The organism is Modestobacter sp. VKM Ac-2985 (assembly GCF_026967925.1).
Lineage (GTDB): Bacteria > Actinomycetota > Actinomycetes > Mycobacteriales > Geodermatophilaceae > Modestobacter.
The window spans coordinates 651,618-671,957 of the sequence record NZ_JAPVBI010000002.1; the positions used below are offsets into that span (position 1 = coordinate 651,618).

A 20,340-nucleotide genomic window follows, 5' to 3' on the forward strand; every position below is an offset into this window, starting at 1 on the left:
AAGTCTTAAGCGTCGTGGAGGGCCTGCTTGCCCTGAGCGCGCTGGCGACTCTGCCGGGCTACGAGGCAGCCCCGGTGCCCGAGGGGCGCCCGCACGGCCCGACAGGCGAACCCCGCGGGCGTGATCCCCGCCGCCGGTACGGAATCTGGCCAGATGGCGCCATGAAGGGGAGCCTGCCCACGGTCGATGTTCTCGTGGAGACCGACCGTCCATCGGTGCTGAGGATCCGATACGGCTCCCCACTCGTGATCGACCTTGAGGTGGTGCCGTCCGTCGGGCTGGCACTCGCCTGGGTGGTCGCTCTCTTGGGCGCGGGTCGAGGCGGTGCATCGGCGCTCGTGAAGTTCCGGAAGGACTGGCACGAGGGGTCGACCATGAAGATCGAGGCGCAGGAGCGCAGCATCGGCGTGACGGAACGTGCGGAGGCCGCCGCCCGGTCCAAGTCGGCAGAAGCCGATCTGGCTGAGGAGCAGGTACGCACCCAATCCGCTCAAACGGCGAAGCTCGAGGCCGAGGCCGACGAGATCCGCGCGCGGCTGATGAGCGCGGCCACAGATGACGCGGCGACCCCTGGCCTCATCGCAGCCCGCGAGACGTACACCGCGCGGTTCCGGGATGGTCTAGAGGCTCGCGGCGACCACGGCGCCTACCGGCCCGGCGGTTCGATATGGGCCAACAATTACGTCGAGCGAGCGGTCGAGATCGGAGCCTGGCGGATGGGCGAGAGCGGGCTGGTACTACCGGACGTCGCGGTCGTGAAGCGGCCCGCCGGGCCAGCGAGCGGCTAGCTAGGCCGTTAGGCGGCCTACGCGCGCCACCTCAGCGGTGGGACCCCGGACACGGGGGATTGAGGTCCTCCGGACCTCACCGCGGCCAGCGGTCGTCCCCGGCCCGCGGTGAGCCGCTCAGTGAGTCGGGGCCGGAGAGCCTCCGGCCCCCGCGTCCCCGACCCACAGCCGCTTCGCGGCGACGTTGCTCATGGCGACCCTCCGGGCCGCACCGCGGCCAGGAGCCGTTTCCCGGCCGCGCTGAGCCGCTTCGTGGGATGACGGCAGGAGGCCTCCGGCCCCCGTGCCGCCCTCCCACAGTCGCCTCACGGCGACCCGGGGGTGGCGTTTCGGCGTCGACTCAACCGAGCCGTTCCCGGCTTGAGGTGGGCCGCTTGGTGGGATGAAGGCAGGGGCCTCCGGCCCGCGTGCCGTCCTCCCAAAGTCGCCTCGCGGCGACGCGGGGGTGGCGTTCCGGGGTCGGCTCACCCGCGCGTCCTCGGCCTGCGTCGTCGGCTGGCTCGACCCGTCCCCGGGCTGCCCGGCGTGCCCGTGTGTCGGCGTCAGGCGGGCTCAGGGACGCTGCCGGGGTCGCCGCCGGGGTCGTCGGGGGTGGACTCGATCGGCGGGGGCGGCAGCGTCTCCGGGGTGTCCGGCAGGAGCTCGCCCGCGTCGTCGGGCACGGGCTGGTCCGGGTCGAGGGGGGAGTCCGGCTCCGGGATCGACGTCATGGCGCGAGTCAACCAGCGCACGATCGCCGCCGCCATCGACCGCGTCCGGTCCGCCCGCCGGGCGAGGCCGGTCAGACCCGGGGGCGCACCGGTGCCATGGCGGTGGCGGAGAGCTCGGCGCGGGCGCGGTGGGCGGTCTCCGGAGCATCGGTGATCACGCTGTCGACGCCGAGGGCGAAGAGCAGCCGGGCCTCGGTCTGGGCGTCGCCCAGCCCGAGAGGGTCCCCACCGCGACGCAGGTGGCTGGGGAGGAAGACGTTCTCCGGCCGCAGCGTCCACGGCTCGACGGTGAGACCGGCGCGGTGCGCCTGGGTGATCAGGTCCGAGACGCCGACGAGACCGCCGTCGGCGCCGTGCAGCAGGATCCGGCCCTTGTGCGGGGCGATCCCGTCGGCGTAGGTCGAGACCTCGCGCAGGCCGGCGGGGGTGACCAGGGCGTCCTGGATGCCCTCCTCCTCGATGAGCTGCACCAGCCGGGGGCCGTTGCTGCCGAGGTCGGTCCGCAGCTCGCGCAGCGCCTGCTGCTCGAACGCCATGACGACGACGGAGCCGTCGACCCGGGCGGCGTCCAGCCGGCGCAGTTCTGCGGCGACCAGCTCGGTCATCGGCAGCCCCTGCGCGGCGAACCAGGACGGGCACTTCAGCTCCGCCTGCACCCGCACCTGGTGGCCCGGGGTGGACCGGCGGCGGGCCACCTCGACCACCTCGGCCAGGGTGAGGATCCCGAACCGGCCGTCGTAGGCGGTGTTCATCGGCCGCATCCCGGGCAGCCGCTCGACCGCGCGCAGGGTGCGCAGCTCGGCGAGGGTGAAGTCCTCGCTGAACCAGCCGGTCAGCTCCTCGCCGTCCACCTCCTGGGTGCGGCGGCGGTCGGCGAACTCCGGGTGCTGCGCCACGTCGGTCGACCGGGACAGCTCGTTCTCGTGGCGGGCCACGAGGACGCCGTCGCGGGTCACCACGACGTCGGGCTCGATCAGGTCGGCACCGAGGTCGATCGCCAGCTCGTAGCTGGCCACGGTGTGCTCGGGCCGGTAGCTGGGTGCACCACGGTGCCCGATGATGCGCGGTGAGCGCTCTCGGCGGGGCGAGTGAACGGCCTTCAGGCCGGTCTCCTGCATGGCTCCAGGGAAACCCAGTTCCCTGTCCGGGGTCTGAACGCGCGCCGACTTCATGGGGACAAATCGGGGGACAAGCCGCTCACCTGGAGACGAGCATGCCCCATGTGAGTGATCTCTCAGTCGACGGACACCACGACGTGCCTGCCCACGCGGCCGACGACGACAGCGAGGTGGCCCGGGTCGACCGGGGCCTGCTCACCGTGCTCACCGCTGGGGCCGAACGCCGGGTGAGCTGCGCCGGCGGGCTGCACGACGGGACCGCGCCGGCGGTCGGGGACTGGGTCCCGCTGCGCGGCGACCAGGCGGTGCGGGTGCTGCCGCGACGCACCGCCGTCGTGCGCACGGCCGCCGGCCGCAGCTCGGCACCCCAGGTGGTGGCGGCGAACGTGGACGTCGTGTTCGTGGTCGACGCCCTGGGCGCGGCGGCGCGGCTCCGCCGGATCGAGCGGTACCTCGCCCTGGCCTGGGCCAGCGGGGCGACGCCGGTCGTCGTCCTCACCAAGGCCGACCTGTGCACCGACGTGCCGGCGGCGGTCGCCGAGGTGGCCGAGGACGCCGTCGGCGTCGACGTGCTGCCGGTCAGCGCGGTCACCGGCAGCGGGCTCGCCGCCGTGCGGGACCTCGTCCCGGACGGGCCCGCGCGGCCGAGTCGGCCCGGGTGCGCGCGCTCCACCGCCAGCGACGCGCCCGCCCCGGCCGCTGACCCCCCGGGCAGAAATGGCCATTTCTGCCCTTGGCGGCGGGGTGGGTAGGTTCGCCCGGTGCGCGTCCTCGTGATCGGTTCCGGTGCCCGGGAGCACGCCCTGTGCGTGGCTCTGCAGTCCGACCCCGCCGTCACGGCGCTGGCCTGCGCGCCGGGGAACGCCGGCACCGTCACCCTGGCCCAGGCGTTCCCCCTCGACGCCGCCGACCCGGCCGCGGTGAGCGCCCTCGCCGTCGAGTGGCAGGCCCACCTGGTCGTGGTCGGCCCGGAGGTGCCCCTGGTCGCCGGCGCCGCCGACGCGGTGCGCGAGGCGGGCATCGCCTGCTTCGGCCCCTCGGCCCAGGCCGCCCAGATCGAGGGCTCCAAGGCCTTCGCCAAGCACGTGATGACCGCCGCCGGGGTGCCGACGGCGCAGTTCTCGGCCGTCGGTGGCGAGGCCGAGCTGGAGACGGCGTTGGACGAGGCGGGCGCCCCCTACGTCGTCAAGGACGACGGGCTGGCGGCCGGCAAGGGCGTGCTGGTCACCACCGACCGTGCGGCCGCCGTCGCACACGGGCAGGCCGTGCTGGGCGCGGGGCACTCGGTGCTGATCGAGGAGTTCCTCGACGGCCCGGAGGTGTCGCTGTTCGCGCTGTCGGACGGGACGACGGTGGTGCCGCTGCTGCCCGCCCAGGACCACAAGCGCCGGGACGACGGCGACGGCGGCCCGAACACCGGCGGCATGGGCGCCTACGCACCGCTGCCCTGGGCGCCCGCGGGCCTGGTCGAAGAGGTCCGCGCCACCGTCCTGCAGCCCACGATCGACGAGATGGCCCGCCGCGGGGAGCCGTTCAGCGGCCTGCTCTACGCCGGGCTGGCGCTGACCTCGCGCGGCGTGCGGGTGGTGGAGTTCAACGCCCGGTTCGGCGACCCGGAGACCCAGGTCGTGCTGCCGCTGCTGGAGACCCCGCTGGCCGGGCTGCTGTACGCCGCGGCCACCGGCACGCTGGCCGAGCAGCCGCCGCTGCGCTGGCGGGACGGGGCGGCGGTCACCGTCGTCGTCGCCGCCTCGGGCTACCCCGAGCGGCCGCGCGTCGGCGACCCGATCACCGGCGCCGACGGCGAGGGCGTGCTGCACGCCGGGACGGCGCTGGGTCCCGACGGCCTGGTGCACTCGGCCGGTGGCCGGGTGCTCTCGGTCACCGCGGTCGGCGAGGACCTGGCTGCGGCGCGGCAGACCGTCTACGAGCGGCTGGCCTCGGTCCGGCTGGCCGACGCCCACTGGCGCACCGACATCGCCCTCGCCGCCGTCGAGGGCCGCATCACCACCTGAGCGACGGTCGGCCGTCCTCCGCGAGGGCGGTTGAGCCGCGCCGGCAGGGGTTGAGCCGCCTGGGCAGGGGTTGAGCCGCGTGCTGCCGCGGCTCGACGTCGTCCCGGGCGGGTTGACCCGGCTCAGCCCCCGTCGAACCGCCGGCGTCAGCGTGCGGTGACCGGCCGGCGGGCTCGGCGGGTGTCCGGTTGGGGTGGCCGGGGGCCCTCGTGCCGCCGGGACAGGTAGGTGCCCGCCACGTTGCCGCAGGCGATGACCGGGACGGCGATCAGCGCACCGAAGACCCCGCCGATCAGCAGCCCGGCGGCGATGCCGAGGACGACGGCCAGCGGGTGCACCGAGACCGCGCGGCCCAGCAGCAGCGGCTGGAGCACGTGGCTCTCCAGCTGCATGATCAGCACGATGATCCCCAGGGCGATCAGTGCCCGGACCGGCCCGACGGCGACCAGGGTGACCAGCACCGACACCGTGCCGGCCAGGAACGACCCGATGATCGGGACGAACGCGCCGAGGAACACCAGCGCGGCGAGCGGCACGACCAGCGGCGTCCCGAGGAAGACCAGGCCGATGCCGATGAAGACGGCGTCGAAGGCGGCGACCCCGACGGTGGCCCGCACGTAGGAGATCAGCGTGCGCCAGGACCGCCGGGCCGCCTCGTCCAGGTGGGCCTGCGAGTCCAGCGGCGTCAGCCCGACCACCCACAGCCAGATCTGCCGGCCGTCGAGCAGGAAGAAGAAGAGGGTGAACAGGGTCAGCAGCGCGCCGGTGAGCACCCCGCCCACGGTCGCCGCCGTGGTCAGCGCGCCGGAGGTGAGCACGTCCTGGTTGTCCGCGATGGACTGGCTCGCGCTCTCCAGCGCATCGGTGATCTGGCCGTCGGTGACCGGGAAGGTGCGGGTGACGAAGTCCTGGACCTGGGTGAGCCCCTCGTCGACCTGGGACACCAGGTCGGCGTAGCCGGCGACGAACTCCTCGACCACGAGCGTGACGATCCCCGCGACCACGCCCACGCCGACGACGAGCATGGTCAGCGCGGCCAGGGAGGTCGGCCAGCCGCGGTGCCGCAGGAAGGCCGCTCCCGGTTGGAGCAGCGCGGCGAGCAGCAGCGCCACGATGACCGGCACGATGACGACGGCGACGTAGCCGGCTGCGCGCAGCAGCAGGTACAGCGCGGCCACCACGGCCACCGTCCGCCAGGACCAGGCCGCGGCGACCCGCAACCCGCGGGGGACGTCCCGCTCGACGGCCCGCGGCGCTTCCCTCGGGGCCAGCAGGCTGCCCCGGGCCCGGTCCCGGCCGGGCGCCGGCGGTGCACCACCGGGGGTCGGGGGGCCGCTGACCCCGCCCGCGACGTCGACGTCCGGGGCGTCGGGGTGCGGGCTGCCGAGGGCGAGAGGAGTGGCGTCGCGGGGTGCACTGGTGGCGTGGTGACCGTTGCCCGGGAGCGGCTCCTCCACGTGGTCCACGACGGCACGGCTGCCGTCCTGGAGGACGAGCACGGTGCCGTCGGGCCAGGCGTGCGGGTCGTGCTCGGCGGCGGCCCGGATGCGCTCCCTGGCTCGGTCGACGACGTGCCTGGCCCGCTGCAACATCCTTCTCCTCCGAGCTGATGGGGGCCCGCCCGCAGCGGTGCGAGAGGATGGGGCCGTGGTGCGCCGAGCTGAGCAGACCGAAGCGGTACTCGCATGATCGACAGGTACACCCTGCCCGAGATGGGCCGGGTCTGGAGTGACCAGCACAAGTACGAGCTGTGGTGCCGGGTCGAGACGCTGGTGCTGGAGGCGCACGCGGCCGCCGGGCGGGTGCCCGCCGACGTCGTCGAGCCGGTGCGCAACGCGCCGCCGCCCACCCCTGAGCGGGTCGCGGAGATCGAGGAGACGACGCAGCACGACGTCATCGCCTTCCTCACTGCCTGGGCCGACAACACCGAGCCGCGCTCGGCCGCGGCCTACGTGCACCACGGCATGACCTCCTCGGACCTGCTGGACACCGCGCTCGCCGTCCAGCTCACCGACGCGACCGACGTGCTGCTGGCCAAGGCCGACCGGCTGGTGGTCGCGCTGCGCGACCACGGCCTGGCCCACCGCGGCACGATCAAGGTCGGCCGCACCCACGGCGTGCACGCCGAGCCCGACGTCTGGGGCCACCGGGTCGCCGACCTGGCCTTCGCCGCCGCCCGGTCCCGGGACCGGCTGCGCCGGGCCCGCGAGGCCGTCGGCGTGGTCGCGATCTCCGGCGCCGTCGGCACGTACTCCCTCATCGACCCCTCGGTCGAGGTCACCGTCGCCGAGGCGCTGGACCTGCGCGCCGCCGACGCCTCCACGCAGGTGGTGCTGCGCGACGGGATCAGCGAGTGGGTGTCCGCGCTGGGCATCATCGCCACGGTCTGCGAGGCGATCGCCCTGGAGGTGCGCCACGGCCAGCGCACCGAGGTGCGGGAACTGAGCGAGGCGTTCGGCGCGGGGCAGAAGGGCTCCAGCGCGATGCCGCACAAGAAGAACCCGATCCGCTCCGAGCGGATCGCCGGGCTGGCCCGGGTCGTGCGCGCGGCGATCGTGCCGGTGATGGAGGGCATCCCGCTCTGGCACGAGCGGGACATCTCGCACTCCTCCACCGAGCGGGTGTTCCTGCCCGACGCGGCGATCACCACCGACTACCTGTTGGACCTGACCGCCGGGCTGGTGGAGAACCTGGTCGTCGACGCCGACCGGATGCGCGCCAACCTGGAGTCCACCGGCGGGCTCATCTACACCTCGTCGGTGCTGCTGGAGCTGGTCGAGGGCGGGATGGGCCGCGAGCAGGCCTACGCGCTCGTCCAGTCCGCGGCGATGCGCACCTGGCAGGACGGGACGCCGTTCCGGCAGACGCTGCGCGAGCGGGCAGCGGCCGACGACGTCGCCCTCGACGAGGCCCGGCTGGACGAGATCTGCCGGCCCGAGCAGTACGTGGCGAACCTGGGCCCGCTGTTCGACCGGCTGGCCGCGCTGTCGTGAGCCTGCCCTTCGACCTCGTCGCCCGGGGCAAGGTCCGCGAGGTCCACGCGGTCGACGACGACCGGCTGCTGCTGGTCGCCAGCGACCGGGTCTCCGCCTACGACCACGTGCTCCCCACGCCGATCCCGGACAAGGGCCGGGTGCTCACCGCACTGTCGGTGTGGTGGTTCGAGCAGCTGGCGCCGGTGCTGGCCGAGCACGGCGCGGAGCACCACCTGCTGGCATCCGGCGACGAACTGCTCGCCGTCGGCGTGCCGGAGGAGCTGACCGGCCGGTCGATGCTGGTCCGCCGGCTGGAGATGCTGCCGGTGGAGTGCGTGGCCCGCGGCTACCTGTCCGGGTCGGGCACGGTCGCCTACCAGCGCACGGGCGCGATCGTCGACGTCCCGCTGCCGGCCGGTCTGGTCGAGGGCTCGCGGCTCCCCGAGCCGGTCTTCACCCCCTCGACCAAGGCCGAGGTCGGCGAGCACGACGAGGCGATCGGGTTCGCCCAGGTCGTCGAGGCCGTCGGCGCCGAGCGGGCAGAGGCGCTGCGGTCGCTCACCCTGGCGCTGTACCGCCGGGGGGCGGAGATCGCCGAGCAGGCGGGGCTCGTGCTGGCCGACACCAAGTTCGAGTTCGGGACGGCGGGGGAGACCCTGGTGCTCGGCGACGAGGTGCTCACCCCCGACTCCTCCCGGTTCTGGCCGGCGATGACCTGGTCGCCGGGGGCCCCGCAGCCCTCCTTCGACAAGCAGTACGTCCGGGACTGGCTGACCACCTCCGGCTGGGACCGGGCGTCCCCGCCGCCGGAGCTGCCCGAGGACGTCGTCGCCGCCACCCGGGACCGCTACGTCAGGGCATACGAACAGCTCACCGGCCTCCCCTGGCGCTGAGCCACCCCGCCACCCTCGCCACCAGAATGGCCATTTTGGTGGCTCAGTAGATGGCGGTGATGCCGCGGGCGCGGGCGTTGCGCAGCGCGGTGAAGACGTGCGAGCGGATCAGGTCGGCGGCGCGCTCGGGCAGGTCGACGAAGCGCAGCGACCACTCGTGCAGGTTGTCCTCGCGGGGCCGGCGGCGGACCACCGCCACCTCGGTGACGAGCTCGTCGGAGTACAGGTCGAGCGTGAGGAGCAGCGGCTGGCCCTTCCTCGGGAAGGGGATGCTGACGCCCAGGTCGCCGTGCGGGCGGAAGACGGCGAGCAGACCGCCCTCGCTCAGGTCGGCGGTGCTCCCGACCAGCGTCGCGCGGTCCCAGGAGAGGGTCACCAACAGCCCGATGGGGGCGCGGACGGCCTCCCGTCGCTGGATCCTGCTGGCCGGGCCGGTGACCTCGACCTTCCAGAGGCCGTCGGCGGCGACCGCGACCGCCTCGGCCGGGACGGACCGGAGTCCGTCGTCGGCCTGCCAGGACACCTCCAGCATGTCGCGCTCGACGAAGGGGGCGATCTCCCCGAGGGCGTTGCGCGGTGCACTGAGGAAGAGGAACGACTCGCTCTCCCGGCGGACCCGGGCGGTGAGCGCCTCGTCCTGGCCCAGGGGCAGCACGCTGAGCCCCGTCCAGGTGGCCGGATGGTCGACGCCTGGCTGTCCCGCGACCATGCCTGACAGTCCCCCTTCCTCCACGTGGAGCAGTGCTCTCGTGGAGGGATCCTCGCCCGCACGACCGGGTCCGGGCAGGCCCGCGGCGGTCGGCCGCACCCGTTCGGGTCAGGCGTCGGGCCGCCGGCCGGGCCTGCCGCCGGTCAGCGCAGCCCGCGTTGACGCAGCTCGCGCAGCCCGGCGAACACCCGGGCGCGGACGGAGTCCTGGTCCTTCTCGGACAGCCCGATGAACCGGACGGACAGCTCGGAGCACTCGTCCTCGCGCCGGTGGACGCGGATGGTCTCGACCTGGGCCGCCACCTCCCCGGCACCCAGCTGGACGACGACGTCCAGGACGTCGCCGACGCCGAAGGCGCGCACTCCCGCGGCGGGGGCGTCGCCGCCCGCGAGCTCGGCCGGCAGGCCGTCGGACCTGGTGACCCCGCGCAGCCGGACACCGCCGGTGGCCGGTGGCCGGAAGACGGCCCGCATGCCGCCCTCGCTGATGTCCACCGTCGTCCCGGTCAGGGTGGTGCCGCCGTGGGTGGCCGTCACCGGCAGTGCGATGGCGGCGCGGACGGCCGCCCGTCGCTGCCCCCGGCCGGCCGGACCGGTGGTGGCCAGCCGCCAGGAGGTGTCGCTGCCCGCCCCCTCGACGGCCACCAGCCGGGTCGGCACCGCACGCAGCTCGCCGGCCCCCTTCCAGATCATCTCGACCCGGTCACCGACGTCCAGCCGGACGGACCGCTGGCTCCGGTCCCGTCCGGCGGTGACCACCATCTCCTTGCCCTCGAGCCGCTCCACCCAGCTGACCAGGACGACGCCCCGGTCGCTGAGCAGGAGCTCGACGAGCCCCCGCTCCTCGGGATGGTCCTCGCCCGGAACGCCGCCTGCTGCCATGTCGTGTCTCCTCGATGTGCCGCTGTTTGACCCATCCCAGTCGGTGTCCGGGCCAGCTCTGCGGCGGACCGGGGCACTCGCGCATGGTGTATCGGTCCAGACCCGTTCCGTTGGGGAGGAGAGCGCGAACGCGGCGTGTCATGCCCGGCCGATCGGTCGTCGAGGTGCTCCTGGCCCCCCAGGTACCCTCATCGGCGTGTCCCAGGTGGTCGTCGACGTCGTCCTGAAGCCAGAGATCTCCGACCCCCAGGGGCAGGCCGTGCTCGGCGCCCTCGGCCGGCTCGGCCACACCGGGGTGCGCAGCGTCCGCCAGGGCAAGCACTTCGTGCTCGAGGTCGACGGCGAACCCGACGAGGCCGAGCTCCGGCAGATCGCCGAGACGCTGCTGGCCAACCCCGTCATCGAGGACGTCGAGCTGCACCTCCCCGCTCGCACCACCGACTGAGAGAGACCCAGTGCGCATCGGTGTCATCACCTTCCCGGGTTCCCTGGACGACGTCGACGCCGCACGCGCCGTGCGGCTCGCCGGCGCCGAGCCCGTGTCCCTCTGGCACGGCGACCACGACCTGAAGGACGTCGACGCCGTCGTCCTGCCCGGCGGGTTCTCCTACGGCGACTACCTGCGCGCCGGGGCGATCGCCGCCCGCTCGCCGCTGATGGCCGACGTCGTGGCCGCGGCGCACGGCGGCCTGCCGGTGCTGGGCATCTGCAACGGCTTCCAGGTGCTCTGCGAGGCCGGGCTGCTGCCCGGGGCGCTGACCCGCAACAGCCACCTGCACTTCCGCAACCGCGACCAGGGGCTGCTCGTCGAGCGGGCCGACACCGCGTGGACGACGTCGTTCGAGCAGGGGCAGCGGATCGTCGTCCCGGTGAAGAACGGCGAGGGCCGCTACGTGGCCGCCGACGCCGACCTGGACCGACTGGAGGGCGAGGGCCGGGTGGTGGTGCGCTACGTCGACGGCAACCCCAACGGCAGCTCCCGCGACATCGCCGGGGTCACCAGCGCCGACGGGCGGGTGGTCGGGCTGATGCCGCACCCCGAGCACGCGGTCGAGGCCCTCACCGGCCCGAGCACCGACGGCCTGGGCTTCTTCACCTCCGTGCTCACCGCGATGGTCGCCGCGTGAGCGCCACCGAGGGTCTCTCCGAGCTCGACACCGCCCCGGGCCGGACGAACCGCCTGGACACCGTCGAGCTGGCCACCCAGCGCCCCGACGACGAGCAGCCCTACGCCGAGCTCGGCCTGAAGGCCGACGAGTACGCCCGGATCCGGGAGATCCTCGGCCGCCGGCCGACCACCGCCGAGCTGGCGATGTACTCGGTGATGTGGAGCGAGCACTGCTCCTACAAGTCCTCCAAGGTGCACCTGAGCAGGTTCGGTGACCTGCCGAAGAGCGACGTCCTGCTGGTCGGCATGGGCGAGAACGCCGGCGTCGTCGACGTCGGCGAGGGCTGGGCGGTCACCTTCAAGGTCGAGTCGCACAACCACCCCAGCTACGTCGAGCCCTACCAGGGCGCGGCCACCGGGGTCGGCGGCATCGTCCGGGACATCCTGACCATGGGCGCCCGCCCGATCGCCGTGATGGACTCGCTGCGCTTCGGTGCCGCCGAGGCCCCCGACACCGCCCGGGTGCTGCCCGGCGTGGTCGCCGGGGTCGGCGGCTACGGCAACTGCCTGGGCCTGCCCAACATCGGCGGCGAGCTGCTCTTCGACGAGACCTACGCGGGCAACCCGCTGGTCAACGCCCTGTGCGTCGGCGTGCTGCGGCACGAGGAGCTGCAGCTGGCCAAGGCCGAGGGCACCGGCAACAAGGTGGTGCTCTTCGGGGCCCGCACCGGTGGTGACGGCATCGGCGGCGTCTCGGTCCTCGCGTCGGAGACCTTCGACGCCGAGGGCCCGGCCAAGCGGCCGGCCGTGCAGGTCGGCGACCCGTTCACCGAGAAGCTGCTGATCGAGGCCTGCCTGGAGATCTTCGCCGCCGGCCTGGTCACCGGCATCCAGGACCTCGGTGGCGCCGGCATCTCCTGCGCGACCAGCGAGCTGGCCGCCGCCGGTTCCGGGGGCATGGCGATCGACCTGGACGCCGTCCCGCTCCGCGACTCGACCCTCACCCCCGCCGAGATCCTGATGAGCGAGTCGCAGGAGCGGATGTGCGCGATCGTCGAGCCGGCGAAGGTCGAGGACTTCCTCGCCGTCTGCCGCAAGTGGGACGTGCTGGCCACCGTCATCGGTGAGGTCACCGACGGCGAGCGGCTGACCATCGACTGGCACGGCGAGCGGATCGTCGACGTCCCGCCGCGCACCGTCGCCCTGGAGGGGCCGCGCTACGAGCGGCCGATGGCCCGCCCGGCCGACCTGGACGCGCTGCAGGCGGACACCCCGCCGTCGTCCTCGGCCGACCTGCGCGCCGACTGGCTCGCCGTCGTCTCCAGCCCGGACGGCGCGGACAAGAGCTGGGTCACCGAGCAGTACGACCGCTACGTGCGCGGCAACACCGTGCTCGCCCAGCCCGAGGACGCCGGCGTGCTGCGGATCGACGAGACCAGCAACCTGGGCATCGCGCTGTCGCTGGACGGCAACGCCCGGTTCGCCCGGCTCGACCCCTACACCGGCGCGCAGCTGAACCTGGCCGAGGCCTACCGCAACGTCGCCGTCTCCGGTGCGAGGCCGCTGGCGGTCACCAACTGCCTGAACTTCGGCTCTCCGGAGAACCCCGAGGTGATGTGGCAGTTCGCCGAGGCCGTGCGCGGTCTGGCCGACGGCTGCCGCGAGCTCGGCCTGCCGGTCACCGGTGGCAACGTGAGCCTCTACAACCAGACCGGCGACGTGGCGATCAACCCGACCCCGGTGATCGGGGTGCTGGGCGTGCACGCCGACGTCACCCGCCGGGTGCCCACCGGCTGGCGGGCCGACGGCGAGGCCGTGCTGCTGCTGGGGGAGACCCGGCCGGAGTTCGGTGGGTCGGCCTGGGCCGCGGTCGTCCACGGCCACCTGGGCGGGCTGCCGCCCCGGCTGGACCTGGCCGCCGAGCGGTCTCTGGGCGAGCTGCTGGCCTCCCTGTCGGCCGGCGGGCAGGTCAGCTCCGCGCACGACCTGGCCGACGGCGGACTCGCGCAGGCGCTGACCGAGTCGGCGCTGCGGTACGGCACCGGCGCCCGGCTGACCGTGCCCGGTGACCCGACGGCGGCGCTGTTCGGTGAGTCCGTGGCCAGGGTCGTCGTCACCACCACCGACCCGGCTGGGGTCCGCGCCGCGGCCGATGCGGCGGGCGTGCCGGTCACCGAGCTCGGGACGACGGGCGGTGACGCCCTGGTGCTCGACGGCCTGCTGGAGCTGCCGCTGGCCGAGCTGCGGGCGGCGTGGACGGCGACCCTGCCGGCGCTGTTCGGCAGCCCGGAGGTCGCCGTGGGCACCGTGCCGGCGGGCACCGTCCCGACCAGCTGACCCGCGGCCTGCCGTGCTGGTCCAGCCGCTGGGCGCCCACCCCGTCGTGGCGGTCACTGCCGTGGCGGTGCGGGGCTGATGGCCGGCGTCCCGCCGATCTCGGCCGAGGACCTGCAGGCCGCAGTGGCCCCCACCGCCGCCTGGCTGGCCGGCGAGGGCGAGCAGCCGCCCCGGGCCGCGCTGGGGGCGGCGGTGAAGACCTCGGCCCGCTGGCTGGCCCAGCACGTGCCCGGCCGCTCGGTCGAGGTGCGGGTGCCGCCGTTCGTCGCCGTCCAGTGCATCCCCGGGCCCCGGCACACCCGCGGCACCCCGCCCAACGTGGTGGAGACCGACGCGGCGACCTGGCTGCGGCTGGCCACCGGCCGGCTCACCTGGGCGGAGGCGCTCGCCGACGGGAAGGTCACCGCCAGCGGCAACCGCGCGGACCTCTCCGAGCACCTGCCGCTGCGCCCGCTGCGCTGACCGACTGAGCAGTTGAGGTCGCCGACACGGCCGGACACGCCGTGTCGGGCGACCGGTACTGCGCACTCGACGGCACAGAGACGACGGCGCCCCCTCTGCCAAGGGGCAGAGGGGGCGCTGTGTGGTGGTGCGGCTGGCTCAGCCGGTGAAGAGCGCGCTGGCCGTGCGGATGGTCTGCACCAGCCCGTACACCAGCGGCAGGCCCACCAGGGCCCAGGCGAAGGCGACCAGACCGGTCGGGGTGCTGCTCTGCTCGCTCATCGGGTGGTGCTCCGTTCGGGGTTGGCGCGGGCGGTGGCGGGGGTGGTGGCGTGCGGCTCGTGCCACTTGTCCGCCACCGGCTTCACCAGCAGGTTGGCGACGAAGCCCACGGCGAGCAGGCCGACCATGATGAACAGCGCCGGCCGGTAGTCGGCGGCGACGAGCTGGCCCGGGGTGCCCTGAGCGTCCAGGACGCCGTTGACGATCAGCGGGCCGGCGATGCCGGCGGCAGCCCAAGCGGTCAGCAGCCGGCCGTGGATGGCACCGACCTGGTAGGTGCCGAAGAGGTCGCGCAGGTAGGCCGGGACGGTCGCGAAGCCACCGCCGTAGAAGCTGATGATGATCGCGGCGAGCGCGACGAACAGCCAGATGGCGCTGCTGCCGATGGTGGCCAGCAGGACGTAGAGCACCAGGCCGACGCCCAGGTAGACCATGTAGATGCCCTTGCGGCCGATGAAGTCCGAGGTCGAGGACCACACGAACCGGCCGGCCATGTTGAACAGCGAGAGCAGCCCGACGAAGCCGCCGGCGGCGGCAGCGGCGACCGTGGAGGTCTCCCCGTTGCGGAAGAAGTCCTGGATCATCGGCGCGGCCTGCTCCAGGATGCCGATGCCGGCGGTCACGTTGCAGAACAGCACGGTCCACAGCAGCCAGAACTGCGGGGTCTTGATGGCGTTGCCGGCCGAGACGCTCTCACTGGTGACCATGGCCTTCGGCTTGGCCGCCGAGGGGTCGAAGCCGGTCGGCTTCCAGTCGTCGGCGGGCACCCGGACGATGAAGGCGCCGAACATCATGAAGACCAGGTAGATCAGGCCCAGGGTGACGAAGAGGCCGGCGACCGCGCCGCCGTCCGGGGTGGTGCCGATGGTGCCGTCGTAGGCCGGGTCGTACCAGTTCATCAGCTGGCGGGACAGCGGCGAGGCGATCAGCGCGCCACCACCGAAGCCCATGATCGCCATGCCGGTGGCCAGGCCCGGGCGGTCGGGGAACCACTTGATCAGCGTGGAGACCGGCGAGATGTAGCCGATGCCCAGGCCGATGCCGCCGATGACGCCGTAGCCGAGGTAGACCAGCCACAGCTGGTTGGTCGAGATGCCGAGGGCGCCGACGAGGAAGCCGACCGACCAGAAGCAGGCGGCCGTGAACATCGCCGCGCGCGGGCCGTTGCGGTCCACCCAGGTGCCGAAGACGGCGGCCGAGAGCCCGAGCATCACGATGGCGATCGAGAAGATGATCCCGATGGCCGTGAGGGTGGAGTCGAAGTGCGACACCAGGGCGGCCTTGTAGACGCTGGTGGCGTAGGCCTGGCCGATGCACAGGTGCACGGCGAGTGCGGCCGGCGGGATGAGCCACCGGTTGAACCCGGGCTTCGCGATGATGCGCTCCCGGGCCAGGAAGCTGGGTACTGCCACGGAACGACCTCCGAGGTACGGGAACGGCGCGCCCGGACGGACGCAACCCGATCGCGGCCCGTCCACAGGTGTGACACAGGTCGCGGCCGAAGGGCACCGTACGACGCTGTGACGATTCCGGCTGCATCCTGGGCCCCAGCAGGGTGAGGCTGAGACCAATTCGTTGCACGCACAACCGTTGTTTCCACGGTGTGGGAGCGGGGCGCGGAACGGCCGTCCTGTTCCCTAGGCTGGCCGCATGTCGTACGAGGTCAAGGGCGTCGTCGCCCTGAGCAAGGGTGCTCCGGTCACCATCGAGACGATCATCGTCCCCGACCCGGGCCCGGGTGAGGCGGTGGTCGACGTCCAGGCCTGCGGGGTCTGCCACACCGACCTGCACTACCGGGAGGGCGGGATCAACGACGAGTTCCCGTTCCTGCTGGGTCACGAGGCGGCCGGCGTGGTCTCCGCGGTCGGCGAGGGCGTCACGAACGTGGCGGTGGGTGACTACGTGGTGCTGAACTGGCGCGCGGTCTGTGGCGAGTGCCGGGCGTGCACGAAGGGCAAGCCCTGGTACTGCTTCAACACGCACAACGCCGCGCAGAAGATGACGCTGGCCGACGGCACCGAGCTGTCCCCGGCGCTGGGGATCGGCGCGTTCGCCGAGAAGACCCTGGTCCACTCCGGCCAGTGCACCAAGGTCGACCCGGCGGCCAAGCCCACCGCCGCCGGCCTGCTGGGCTGCGGCGTGATGGCCGGCGTCGGCGCCGCGATCAACACCGGCGGCGTGGGCCGCGGCGACTCCGTCGCCGTCTTCGGCTGCGGCGGCGTGGGCGACGCGGCGATCGCCGGCTCCCGGTTGGCCGGTGCGGGCACGATCATCGCCGTCGACGTCGACGACAAGAAGCTCGAGTGGGCCAAGGGCATGGGCGCCACCCACACGGTGAACTCCAAGGAGACCGACCCGGTCGAGGCCATCAAGGCCCTCACCGGCGGCTTCGGGGTCGACGTCGCGATCGACGCAGTCGGGCACCCGGCGGTCTACGAGCAGGCGTTCAACGCCCGGGACCTGGCCGGCACCGTCGTCCTGGTCGGCGTGCCGAACCCGACCATGACGATCGAGCTGCCGCTGATCGAGGTGTTCGGCCGCGGCGGGGCGCTGAAGTCCTCCTGGTACGGCGACTGCCTCCCCAGCCGCGACTTCCCGATGCTCATCGACCTGTACCTGCAGGGCCGGTTCGACCTCGACGCCTTCGTCAGCGAGACGATCGGGCTGGGGGACGTCGAAGCCGCCTTCGACAAGATGCACGCCGGTGACGTGCTGCGCTCCGTGGTCGTCTTCGAGGGGGCCGAGAAGTGAGCGTCCGGATCGACCAGGCCGTCGTCAGCGGGGTGTTCAGCCTCGACGGGCAGGACTTCGACGTCGACAACAACGTCTGGCTGGTCGGGGACGACGACGAGGTGGTCGTCATCGACGCCCCGCACGACGCCGCCCCGATCATCGAGGCGATCGCCGGGCGCCGGGTGACCGCGATCGTGCTCACCCACGGGCACAACGACCACATCACCGCGGCGGTGGCCCTGCGCGAGGCCACCGGGGCCCCGATCTGGTTCAACCCCGCCGACCGGATGCTCTGGGACGTCGTCCACCCGGACACCGCACCCGACGAGGACCTGGTCGAGGGCACCCGGCTCACCGTGGCGGGTGTGCAGCTGCACGCGCTGCACACCCCCGGGCACTCCCCGGGCAGCACCTGCCTGCACGCGCCCGACCTGGCCACCGTCTTCACCGGCGACACGCTGTTCTGCGGTGGTCCCGGGGCCACCGGCCGGTCGTTCAGCGACAAGCCGACCATCCTGCGCTCGATCACCGACCGGCTGATGACGCTGCACGGTGACACCGTGGTGAAGACCGGTCACGGCGACGACACCACGGTCAACGCCGAGCTGGGCAACATCGCCTGAGCGAGCGTCGTCGTCCTCCCCCGAGTGAGCGGTCCCACCCGGGGGAGGTCGGCGCAGCCGGTACGCTCGCACCCGTGCCTCGCGGTGACGGACGGCTGACGCACGACCTCGACCCCCACGACCCTGGTCCCCAGGACGCCTGTGGCGTCTTCGGGGTCTGGGCTCCCGGGGAAGAGGTCGCGAAGCTGACCTATTTCGGCCTGTACGCCCTCCAGCACCGCGGTCAGGAGGCGGCCGGCATCGCGGTGTCCGACGGCTCCTCCGTCGTGGTCTACAAGGACCTCGGCCTGGTCAGCCAGGTGTTCGACGAGCCGACCCTGGGCAGCCTCCGCGGCCACATCGCCGTCGGCCACGCCCGGTACTCCACCACCGGGGCCTCCACCTGGGAGAACGCCCAGCCGACGTTCCGCACCACCGGGGCGGGCACCGGGCTGGCGCTGTGCCACAACGGCAACCTGGTCAACACCGCCGAGCTCGCCAGCGCCGCGGCCGACGAGGGCGTGGCCGGGGCGTTCGTCGCGACCAACGACTCCGACCTGGTCACCTCGCTGATCGCGGCCAAGCCCGACATGTCGGTCGAGGCGGCGGCGATGGAGGTGCTCCCACGCCTGCGAGGGGCGTTCAGCTTCACCTTCATGGACGAGGACACCCTCTACGCCGCGCGTGACCCGCAGGGCGTGCGGCCGCTGGTCCTCGGCCGGCTGGAGCGGGGCTGGGTCGTCGCCAGCGAGACGGCGGCACTGGACATCTGCGGCGCCTCGTTCGTCCGTGAGGTCGAGCCCGGTGAGCTGATCGCCATCGACGAGGACGGCCTGCGCAGCCAGCACTTCGCCGTCGCCGATCCGAAGGGCTGCGTCTTCGAGTACGTCTACCTCGCCCGGCCGGACACCACCATCTCCGGCCGCGGCGTGCACGCCGCCCGCGTCGAGATCGGCCGCCGGCTCGCCAAGGAGCACCCGGTGGAGGCCGATCTGGTCATCCCGGTGCCCGAGTCCGGCACGCCGGCCGCGGTCGGGTACGCCGAGGCCTCCGGGATCCCCTACGGCCTGGGCCTGGTCAAGAACTCCTACGTCGGGCGCACGTTCATCCAGCCCAGCCAGACGATCCGGCAGTTGGGCATCCGGCTGAAGCTGAACCCGCTGCGCGACGTCATCCGGGGCAAGCGCCTGGTCGTCGTCGACGACTCGATCGTGCGCGGCAACACCCAGCGGGCGCTGATCCGGATGCTCCGCGAGGCCGGCGCCCTCGAGGTGCACGTGCGGATCGCCTCCCCGCCGGTGAAGTGGCCGTGCTTCTACGGCATCGACTTCGCCAGCCGGGCCGAGCTGGTCGCCAACGGGCTGGACGTCGACGGGGTCCGGGCCTCGATCAACGCCGACTCGCTGGGCTACGTCTCCGAGCAGGGGCTGATCGCGGCCACCGAGCAGCCGGCCAACCGGCTGTGCACGGCCTGCTTCACCGGCGAGTACCCGATCTCCCTGGGGCAGCCGGAGGTGCTGGGCAAGCACCTCCTCGAGGGCATCGGCCGCCGGGCCCTGACCGAGGAGGCCACCGCGGTCACCGGCTGGACCGGCCAGCAGGCGGGCAGCCCGATGCTCCCCGGCGGGGCCGACGACGCGCTGAGCCGGCCGTGACGGCCTCCGAGGGCGAGCTGACCTACGCCGCCTCCGGCGTGGACATCGACGCCGGCGAGCGGGCCGTCACCCTGATGCGGGCGGCGGTGGAGAAGACCAACCGCCCGGAGGTCGTCGGCGGGCTGGGCGGGTTCGCCGGGCTGTTCGCCCTGGACACCGCCAAGTACCGCAAGCCGCTGCTGGCCTCCTCGACCGACGGCGTGGGCACCAAGATCGCGCTGGCCCGGGCGCTGGACCGGCACGACACCGTCGGGATCGACCTGGTCGCCATGGTCGTCGACGACCTGGTCGCCTGCGGGGCCGAGCCGCTGTTCCTGCAGGACTACGTCGCCTGCGGTCGCGTCGTGCCGGAGCGGATCGCCGCCATCGTCACCGGGATCGCCGAGGGCTGCACGCAGGCCGGTGCCGCACTGGTGGGCGGGGAGACCGCCGAGCACGGCGACCTCATGGGCGCGGACGACTACGACCTGGCCGCCACCGCGGTCGGGGTCGTGGAGGCCGACGCCGTCCTCGGGCCGGAGCGGGTGCGCGCCGGCGACGTCGTCGTCGCCATGGCCTCCTCCGGGCTGCACTCCAACGGCTACTCGCTGGTGCGCCGGGTCGTCGACCGGGCCGGGCTGGACCTGACCGGCACCCCGGCCGGCCTGGGACGCCCGCTCGGGGACGAACTGCTCGAGCCCACCCGCATCTACGCCCGCGACTGCCTGGCCCTGGTCGAGCAGCTGGGCGTGGAGACGGTGCACGCCTTCGCCCACATCACCGGGGGCGGGCTGGCCGGCAACACCGTCCGTGTCGTCCCGGCCGGGCTGGAGGCGGTGCTGGACCGGGGCACCTGGGCGCTGCCTGCGGTGGTGCGGCTGCTGGAGGAGCACGGCGTCCCCCGCGCGGAGTCCGAGCGGGCCTTCAACTGCGGGGTCGGCATGGTGGCCGCGGTCGCTGCCGAGCACGCCGACCGGGCGGTCGAGCTGCTCGTCGCCCGGGGCGTCCCGGCATGGGTGGGCGGCACGGTCGGCGCACACGACGGAGAGGCCTCGGCCCGGCTGGTCGGCTCCTACCGCTGAGCCGGCCACCGGCCGGCCCTGGCATGGGCCGG

The 20,340-nt window shown here is 73.6% G+C and carries 20 protein-coding genes; 13 read left to right on the top strand and 7 right to left on the bottom strand.

Translation table 11 applies throughout. The annotated features are described in order from the left end of the window. Positions 1 to 161 precede the first annotated feature (161 nt). Positions 162 to 788, top strand: a complete 627-nt coding sequence (locus tag O2V61_RS12325) for a hypothetical protein (protein ID WP_269183601.1) — start codon at positions 162 to 164, stop codon at positions 786 to 788. Between the two features lie 542 nt (positions 789 to 1,330). Here the strand turns inward: O2V61_RS12325 and O2V61_RS12330 are convergent. Beyond that, on the bottom strand, positions 1,331 to 1,498 hold the full coding sequence (locus O2V61_RS12330; protein ID WP_269170311.1) for a hypothetical protein: 168 nt from the start codon (positions 1,496 to 1,498) through the stop codon (positions 1,331 to 1,333). 71 nt (positions 1,499 to 1,569) lie between these two features. Beyond that, positions 1,570 to 2,616, bottom strand: a complete 1,047-nt coding sequence (locus tag O2V61_RS12335; RefSeq protein ID WP_269183602.1) for a glycerophosphodiester phosphodiesterase family protein — start codon at positions 2,614 to 2,616, stop codon at positions 1,570 to 1,572. 104 nt (positions 2,617 to 2,720) lie between these two features. On the opposite strand from O2V61_RS12335, the gene rsgA reads away from it, so the two are divergent. Continuing rightward, entirely contained in the window at positions 2,721 to 3,368 is a 648-nt protein-coding gene (gene rsgA / locus O2V61_RS12340; RefSeq protein ID WP_269183603.1) for a GTPase RsgA, read from the top strand. A 9-nt stretch (positions 3,369 to 3,377) separates the two neighbouring features. Continuing rightward, positions 3,378 to 4,631, top strand: a complete 1,254-nt coding sequence (gene purD / locus O2V61_RS12345; RefSeq protein WP_269183604.1) for a phosphoribosylamine--glycine ligase — start codon at positions 3,378 to 3,380, stop codon at positions 4,629 to 4,631. 146 nt (positions 4,632 to 4,777) lie between these two features. Here purD and O2V61_RS12350 read toward each other — a convergent pair whose 3' ends face one another. Beyond that, positions 4,778 to 6,223: an AI-2E family transporter gene (locus tag O2V61_RS12350; RefSeq protein WP_269183605.1), complete on the bottom strand. Its 1,446-nt coding sequence runs from the start codon at positions 6,221 to 6,223 to the stop codon at positions 4,778 to 4,780. A gap of 93 nt (positions 6,224 to 6,316) precedes the next feature. On the opposite strand from O2V61_RS12350, the gene purB reads away from it, so the two are divergent. Both purB and O2V61_RS12360 read left to right on the top strand, forming a co-directional pair. Then, positions 6,317 to 7,624 (top strand): adenylosuccinate lyase, encoded by a 1,308-nt coding sequence (gene purB, locus O2V61_RS12355; RefSeq protein WP_269183606.1) that lies wholly within the window; start codon positions 6,317 to 6,319, stop codon positions 7,622 to 7,624. Further along, positions 7,621 to 8,499 carry a phosphoribosylaminoimidazolesuccinocarboxamide synthase gene (locus tag O2V61_RS12360; RefSeq protein ID WP_269183607.1) on the top strand — a complete coding sequence of 293 codons (879 nt, stop codon included), beginning with the start codon at positions 7,621 to 7,623 and terminating at the stop codon, positions 8,497 to 8,499. Before purB ends, O2V61_RS12360 begins: the two co-directional genes overlap by 4 nt. Positions 8,500 to 8,542: 43 nt before the next feature. Here O2V61_RS12360 and O2V61_RS12365 read toward each other — a convergent pair whose 3' ends face one another. Together O2V61_RS12365 and O2V61_RS12370 are read right to left on the bottom strand one after the other, a co-directional pair. Continuing rightward, positions 8,543 to 9,208: a PilZ domain-containing protein gene (locus O2V61_RS12365; RefSeq protein WP_269183608.1), complete on the bottom strand. Its 666-nt coding sequence runs from the start codon at positions 9,206 to 9,208 to the stop codon at positions 8,543 to 8,545. A gap of 143 nt (positions 9,209 to 9,351) precedes the next feature. After that, positions 9,352 to 10,089 carry a PilZ domain-containing protein gene (locus O2V61_RS12370; protein WP_269183609.1) on the bottom strand — a complete coding sequence of 246 codons (738 nt, stop codon included), beginning with the start codon at positions 10,087 to 10,089 and terminating at the stop codon, positions 9,352 to 9,354. A 196-nt stretch (positions 10,090 to 10,285) separates the two neighbouring features. Between O2V61_RS12370 and purS the strand changes: the two genes are divergently transcribed. The 4 genes from purS (at position 10,286) to O2V61_RS12390 (ending at position 13,996) form a co-directional block, all read left to right on the top strand. After that, positions 10,286 to 10,534, top strand: coding sequence for a phosphoribosylformylglycinamidine synthase subunit PurS (gene purS / locus O2V61_RS12375; RefSeq protein ID WP_036336369.1), 249 nt, complete (start codon positions 10,286 to 10,288; stop codon positions 10,532 to 10,534). Between the two features lie 10 nt (positions 10,535 to 10,544). Beyond that, positions 10,545 to 11,216, top strand: a complete 672-nt coding sequence (gene purQ / locus O2V61_RS12380) for a phosphoribosylformylglycinamidine synthase subunit PurQ (RefSeq protein ID WP_269183610.1) — start codon at positions 10,545 to 10,547, stop codon at positions 11,214 to 11,216. After that, on the top strand, positions 11,213 to 13,534 hold the full coding sequence (purL, locus tag O2V61_RS12385; protein ID WP_269183611.1) for a phosphoribosylformylglycinamidine synthase subunit PurL: 2,322 nt from the start codon (positions 11,213 to 11,215) through the stop codon (positions 13,532 to 13,534). Before purQ ends, purL begins: the two co-directional genes overlap by 4 nt. Before the next feature lie 78 nt (positions 13,535 to 13,612). Then, positions 13,613 to 13,996 carry a sterol carrier family protein gene (locus tag O2V61_RS12390; RefSeq protein ID WP_269183612.1) on the top strand — a complete coding sequence of 128 codons (384 nt, stop codon included), beginning with the start codon at positions 13,613 to 13,615 and terminating at the stop codon, positions 13,994 to 13,996. A gap of 138 nt (positions 13,997 to 14,134) precedes the next feature. Here the strand turns inward: O2V61_RS12390 and O2V61_RS12395 are convergent, their stop codons facing one another. Both O2V61_RS12395 and O2V61_RS12400 read right to left on the bottom strand, forming a co-directional pair. Next, positions 14,135 to 14,257, bottom strand: coding sequence for an MFS transporter small subunit (locus O2V61_RS12395; protein WP_269183613.1), 123 nt, complete (start codon positions 14,255 to 14,257; stop codon positions 14,135 to 14,137). Next, the gene (locus O2V61_RS12400; protein ID WP_269183614.1) at positions 14,254 to 15,669 is read right to left on the bottom strand and encodes an OFA family MFS transporter; all 1,416 of its coding nucleotides are present in this window, start codon (positions 15,667 to 15,669) and stop codon (positions 14,254 to 14,256) included. Before O2V61_RS12400 ends, O2V61_RS12395 begins: the two co-directional genes overlap by 4 nt. Positions 15,670 to 15,907: 238 nt before the next feature. Here O2V61_RS12400 and O2V61_RS12405 point away from each other — a divergent pair, with 238 nt between their 5' ends. From O2V61_RS12405 to purM, 4 genes are all read left to right on the top strand, one after another. Continuing rightward, complete coding sequence (locus O2V61_RS12405; RefSeq protein ID WP_269183615.1) at positions 15,908 to 17,008, top strand: S-(hydroxymethyl)mycothiol dehydrogenase; 1,101 nt, start codon at positions 15,908 to 15,910, stop codon at positions 17,006 to 17,008. Then, positions 17,005 to 17,613, top strand: a complete 609-nt coding sequence (locus tag O2V61_RS12410; RefSeq protein ID WP_269183616.1) for an MBL fold metallo-hydrolase — start codon at positions 17,005 to 17,007, stop codon at positions 17,611 to 17,613. Before O2V61_RS12405 ends, O2V61_RS12410 begins: the two co-directional genes overlap by 4 nt. Before the next feature lie 74 nt (positions 17,614 to 17,687). Further along, entirely contained in the window at positions 17,688 to 19,247 is a 1,560-nt protein-coding gene (gene purF, locus O2V61_RS12415) for an amidophosphoribosyltransferase (RefSeq protein ID WP_269183617.1), read from the top strand. Next, positions 19,244 to 20,308 (top strand): phosphoribosylformylglycinamidine cyclo-ligase, encoded by a 1,065-nt coding sequence (gene purM / locus O2V61_RS12420; RefSeq protein ID WP_269183618.1) that lies wholly within the window; start codon positions 19,244 to 19,246, stop codon positions 20,306 to 20,308. Before purF ends, purM begins: the two co-directional genes overlap by 4 nt. Positions 20,309 to 20,340 lie beyond the last annotated feature (32 nt).

Bases quoted from the DNA above. Each gene is read 5' to 3' on its own strand.
- O2V61_RS12325 (WP_269183601.1), top strand. From the start codon at position 162: ATGAAGGGGAGCCTGCCCACGGTCGATGTTCTCGTGGAGACCGACCGT.
- O2V61_RS12330 (WP_269170311.1), bottom strand. From the start codon at position 1,498: ATGACGTCGATCCCGGAGCCGGACTCCCCCCTCGACCCGGACCAGCCC.
- O2V61_RS12335 (WP_269183602.1), bottom strand. From the start codon at position 2,616: ATGCAGGAGACCGGCCTGAAGGCCGTTCACTCGCCCCGCCGAGAGCGC.
- O2V61_RS12350 (WP_269183605.1), bottom strand. From the start codon at position 6,223: ATGTTGCAGCGGGCCAGGCACGTCGTCGACCGAGCCAGGGAGCGCATC.
- purB (WP_269183606.1), top strand. From the start codon at position 6,317: ATGATCGACAGGTACACCCTGCCCGAGATGGGCCGGGTCTGGAGTGAC.
- O2V61_RS12365 (WP_269183608.1), bottom strand. From the start codon at position 9,208: ATGGTCGCGGGACAGCCAGGCGTCGACCATCCGGCCACCTGGACGGGG.
- O2V61_RS12370 (WP_269183609.1), bottom strand. From the start codon at position 10,089: ATGGCAGCAGGCGGCGTTCCGGGCGAGGACCATCCCGAGGAGCGGGGG.
- O2V61_RS12390 (WP_269183612.1), top strand. From the start codon at position 13,613: ATGGCCGGCGTCCCGCCGATCTCGGCCGAGGACCTGCAGGCCGCAGTG.
- O2V61_RS12395 (WP_269183613.1), bottom strand. From the start codon at position 14,257: ATGAGCGAGCAGAGCAGCACCCCGACCGGTCTGGTCGCCTTCGCCTGG.
- O2V61_RS12405 (WP_269183615.1), top strand. From the start codon at position 15,908: ATGTCGTACGAGGTCAAGGGCGTCGTCGCCCTGAGCAAGGGTGCTCCG.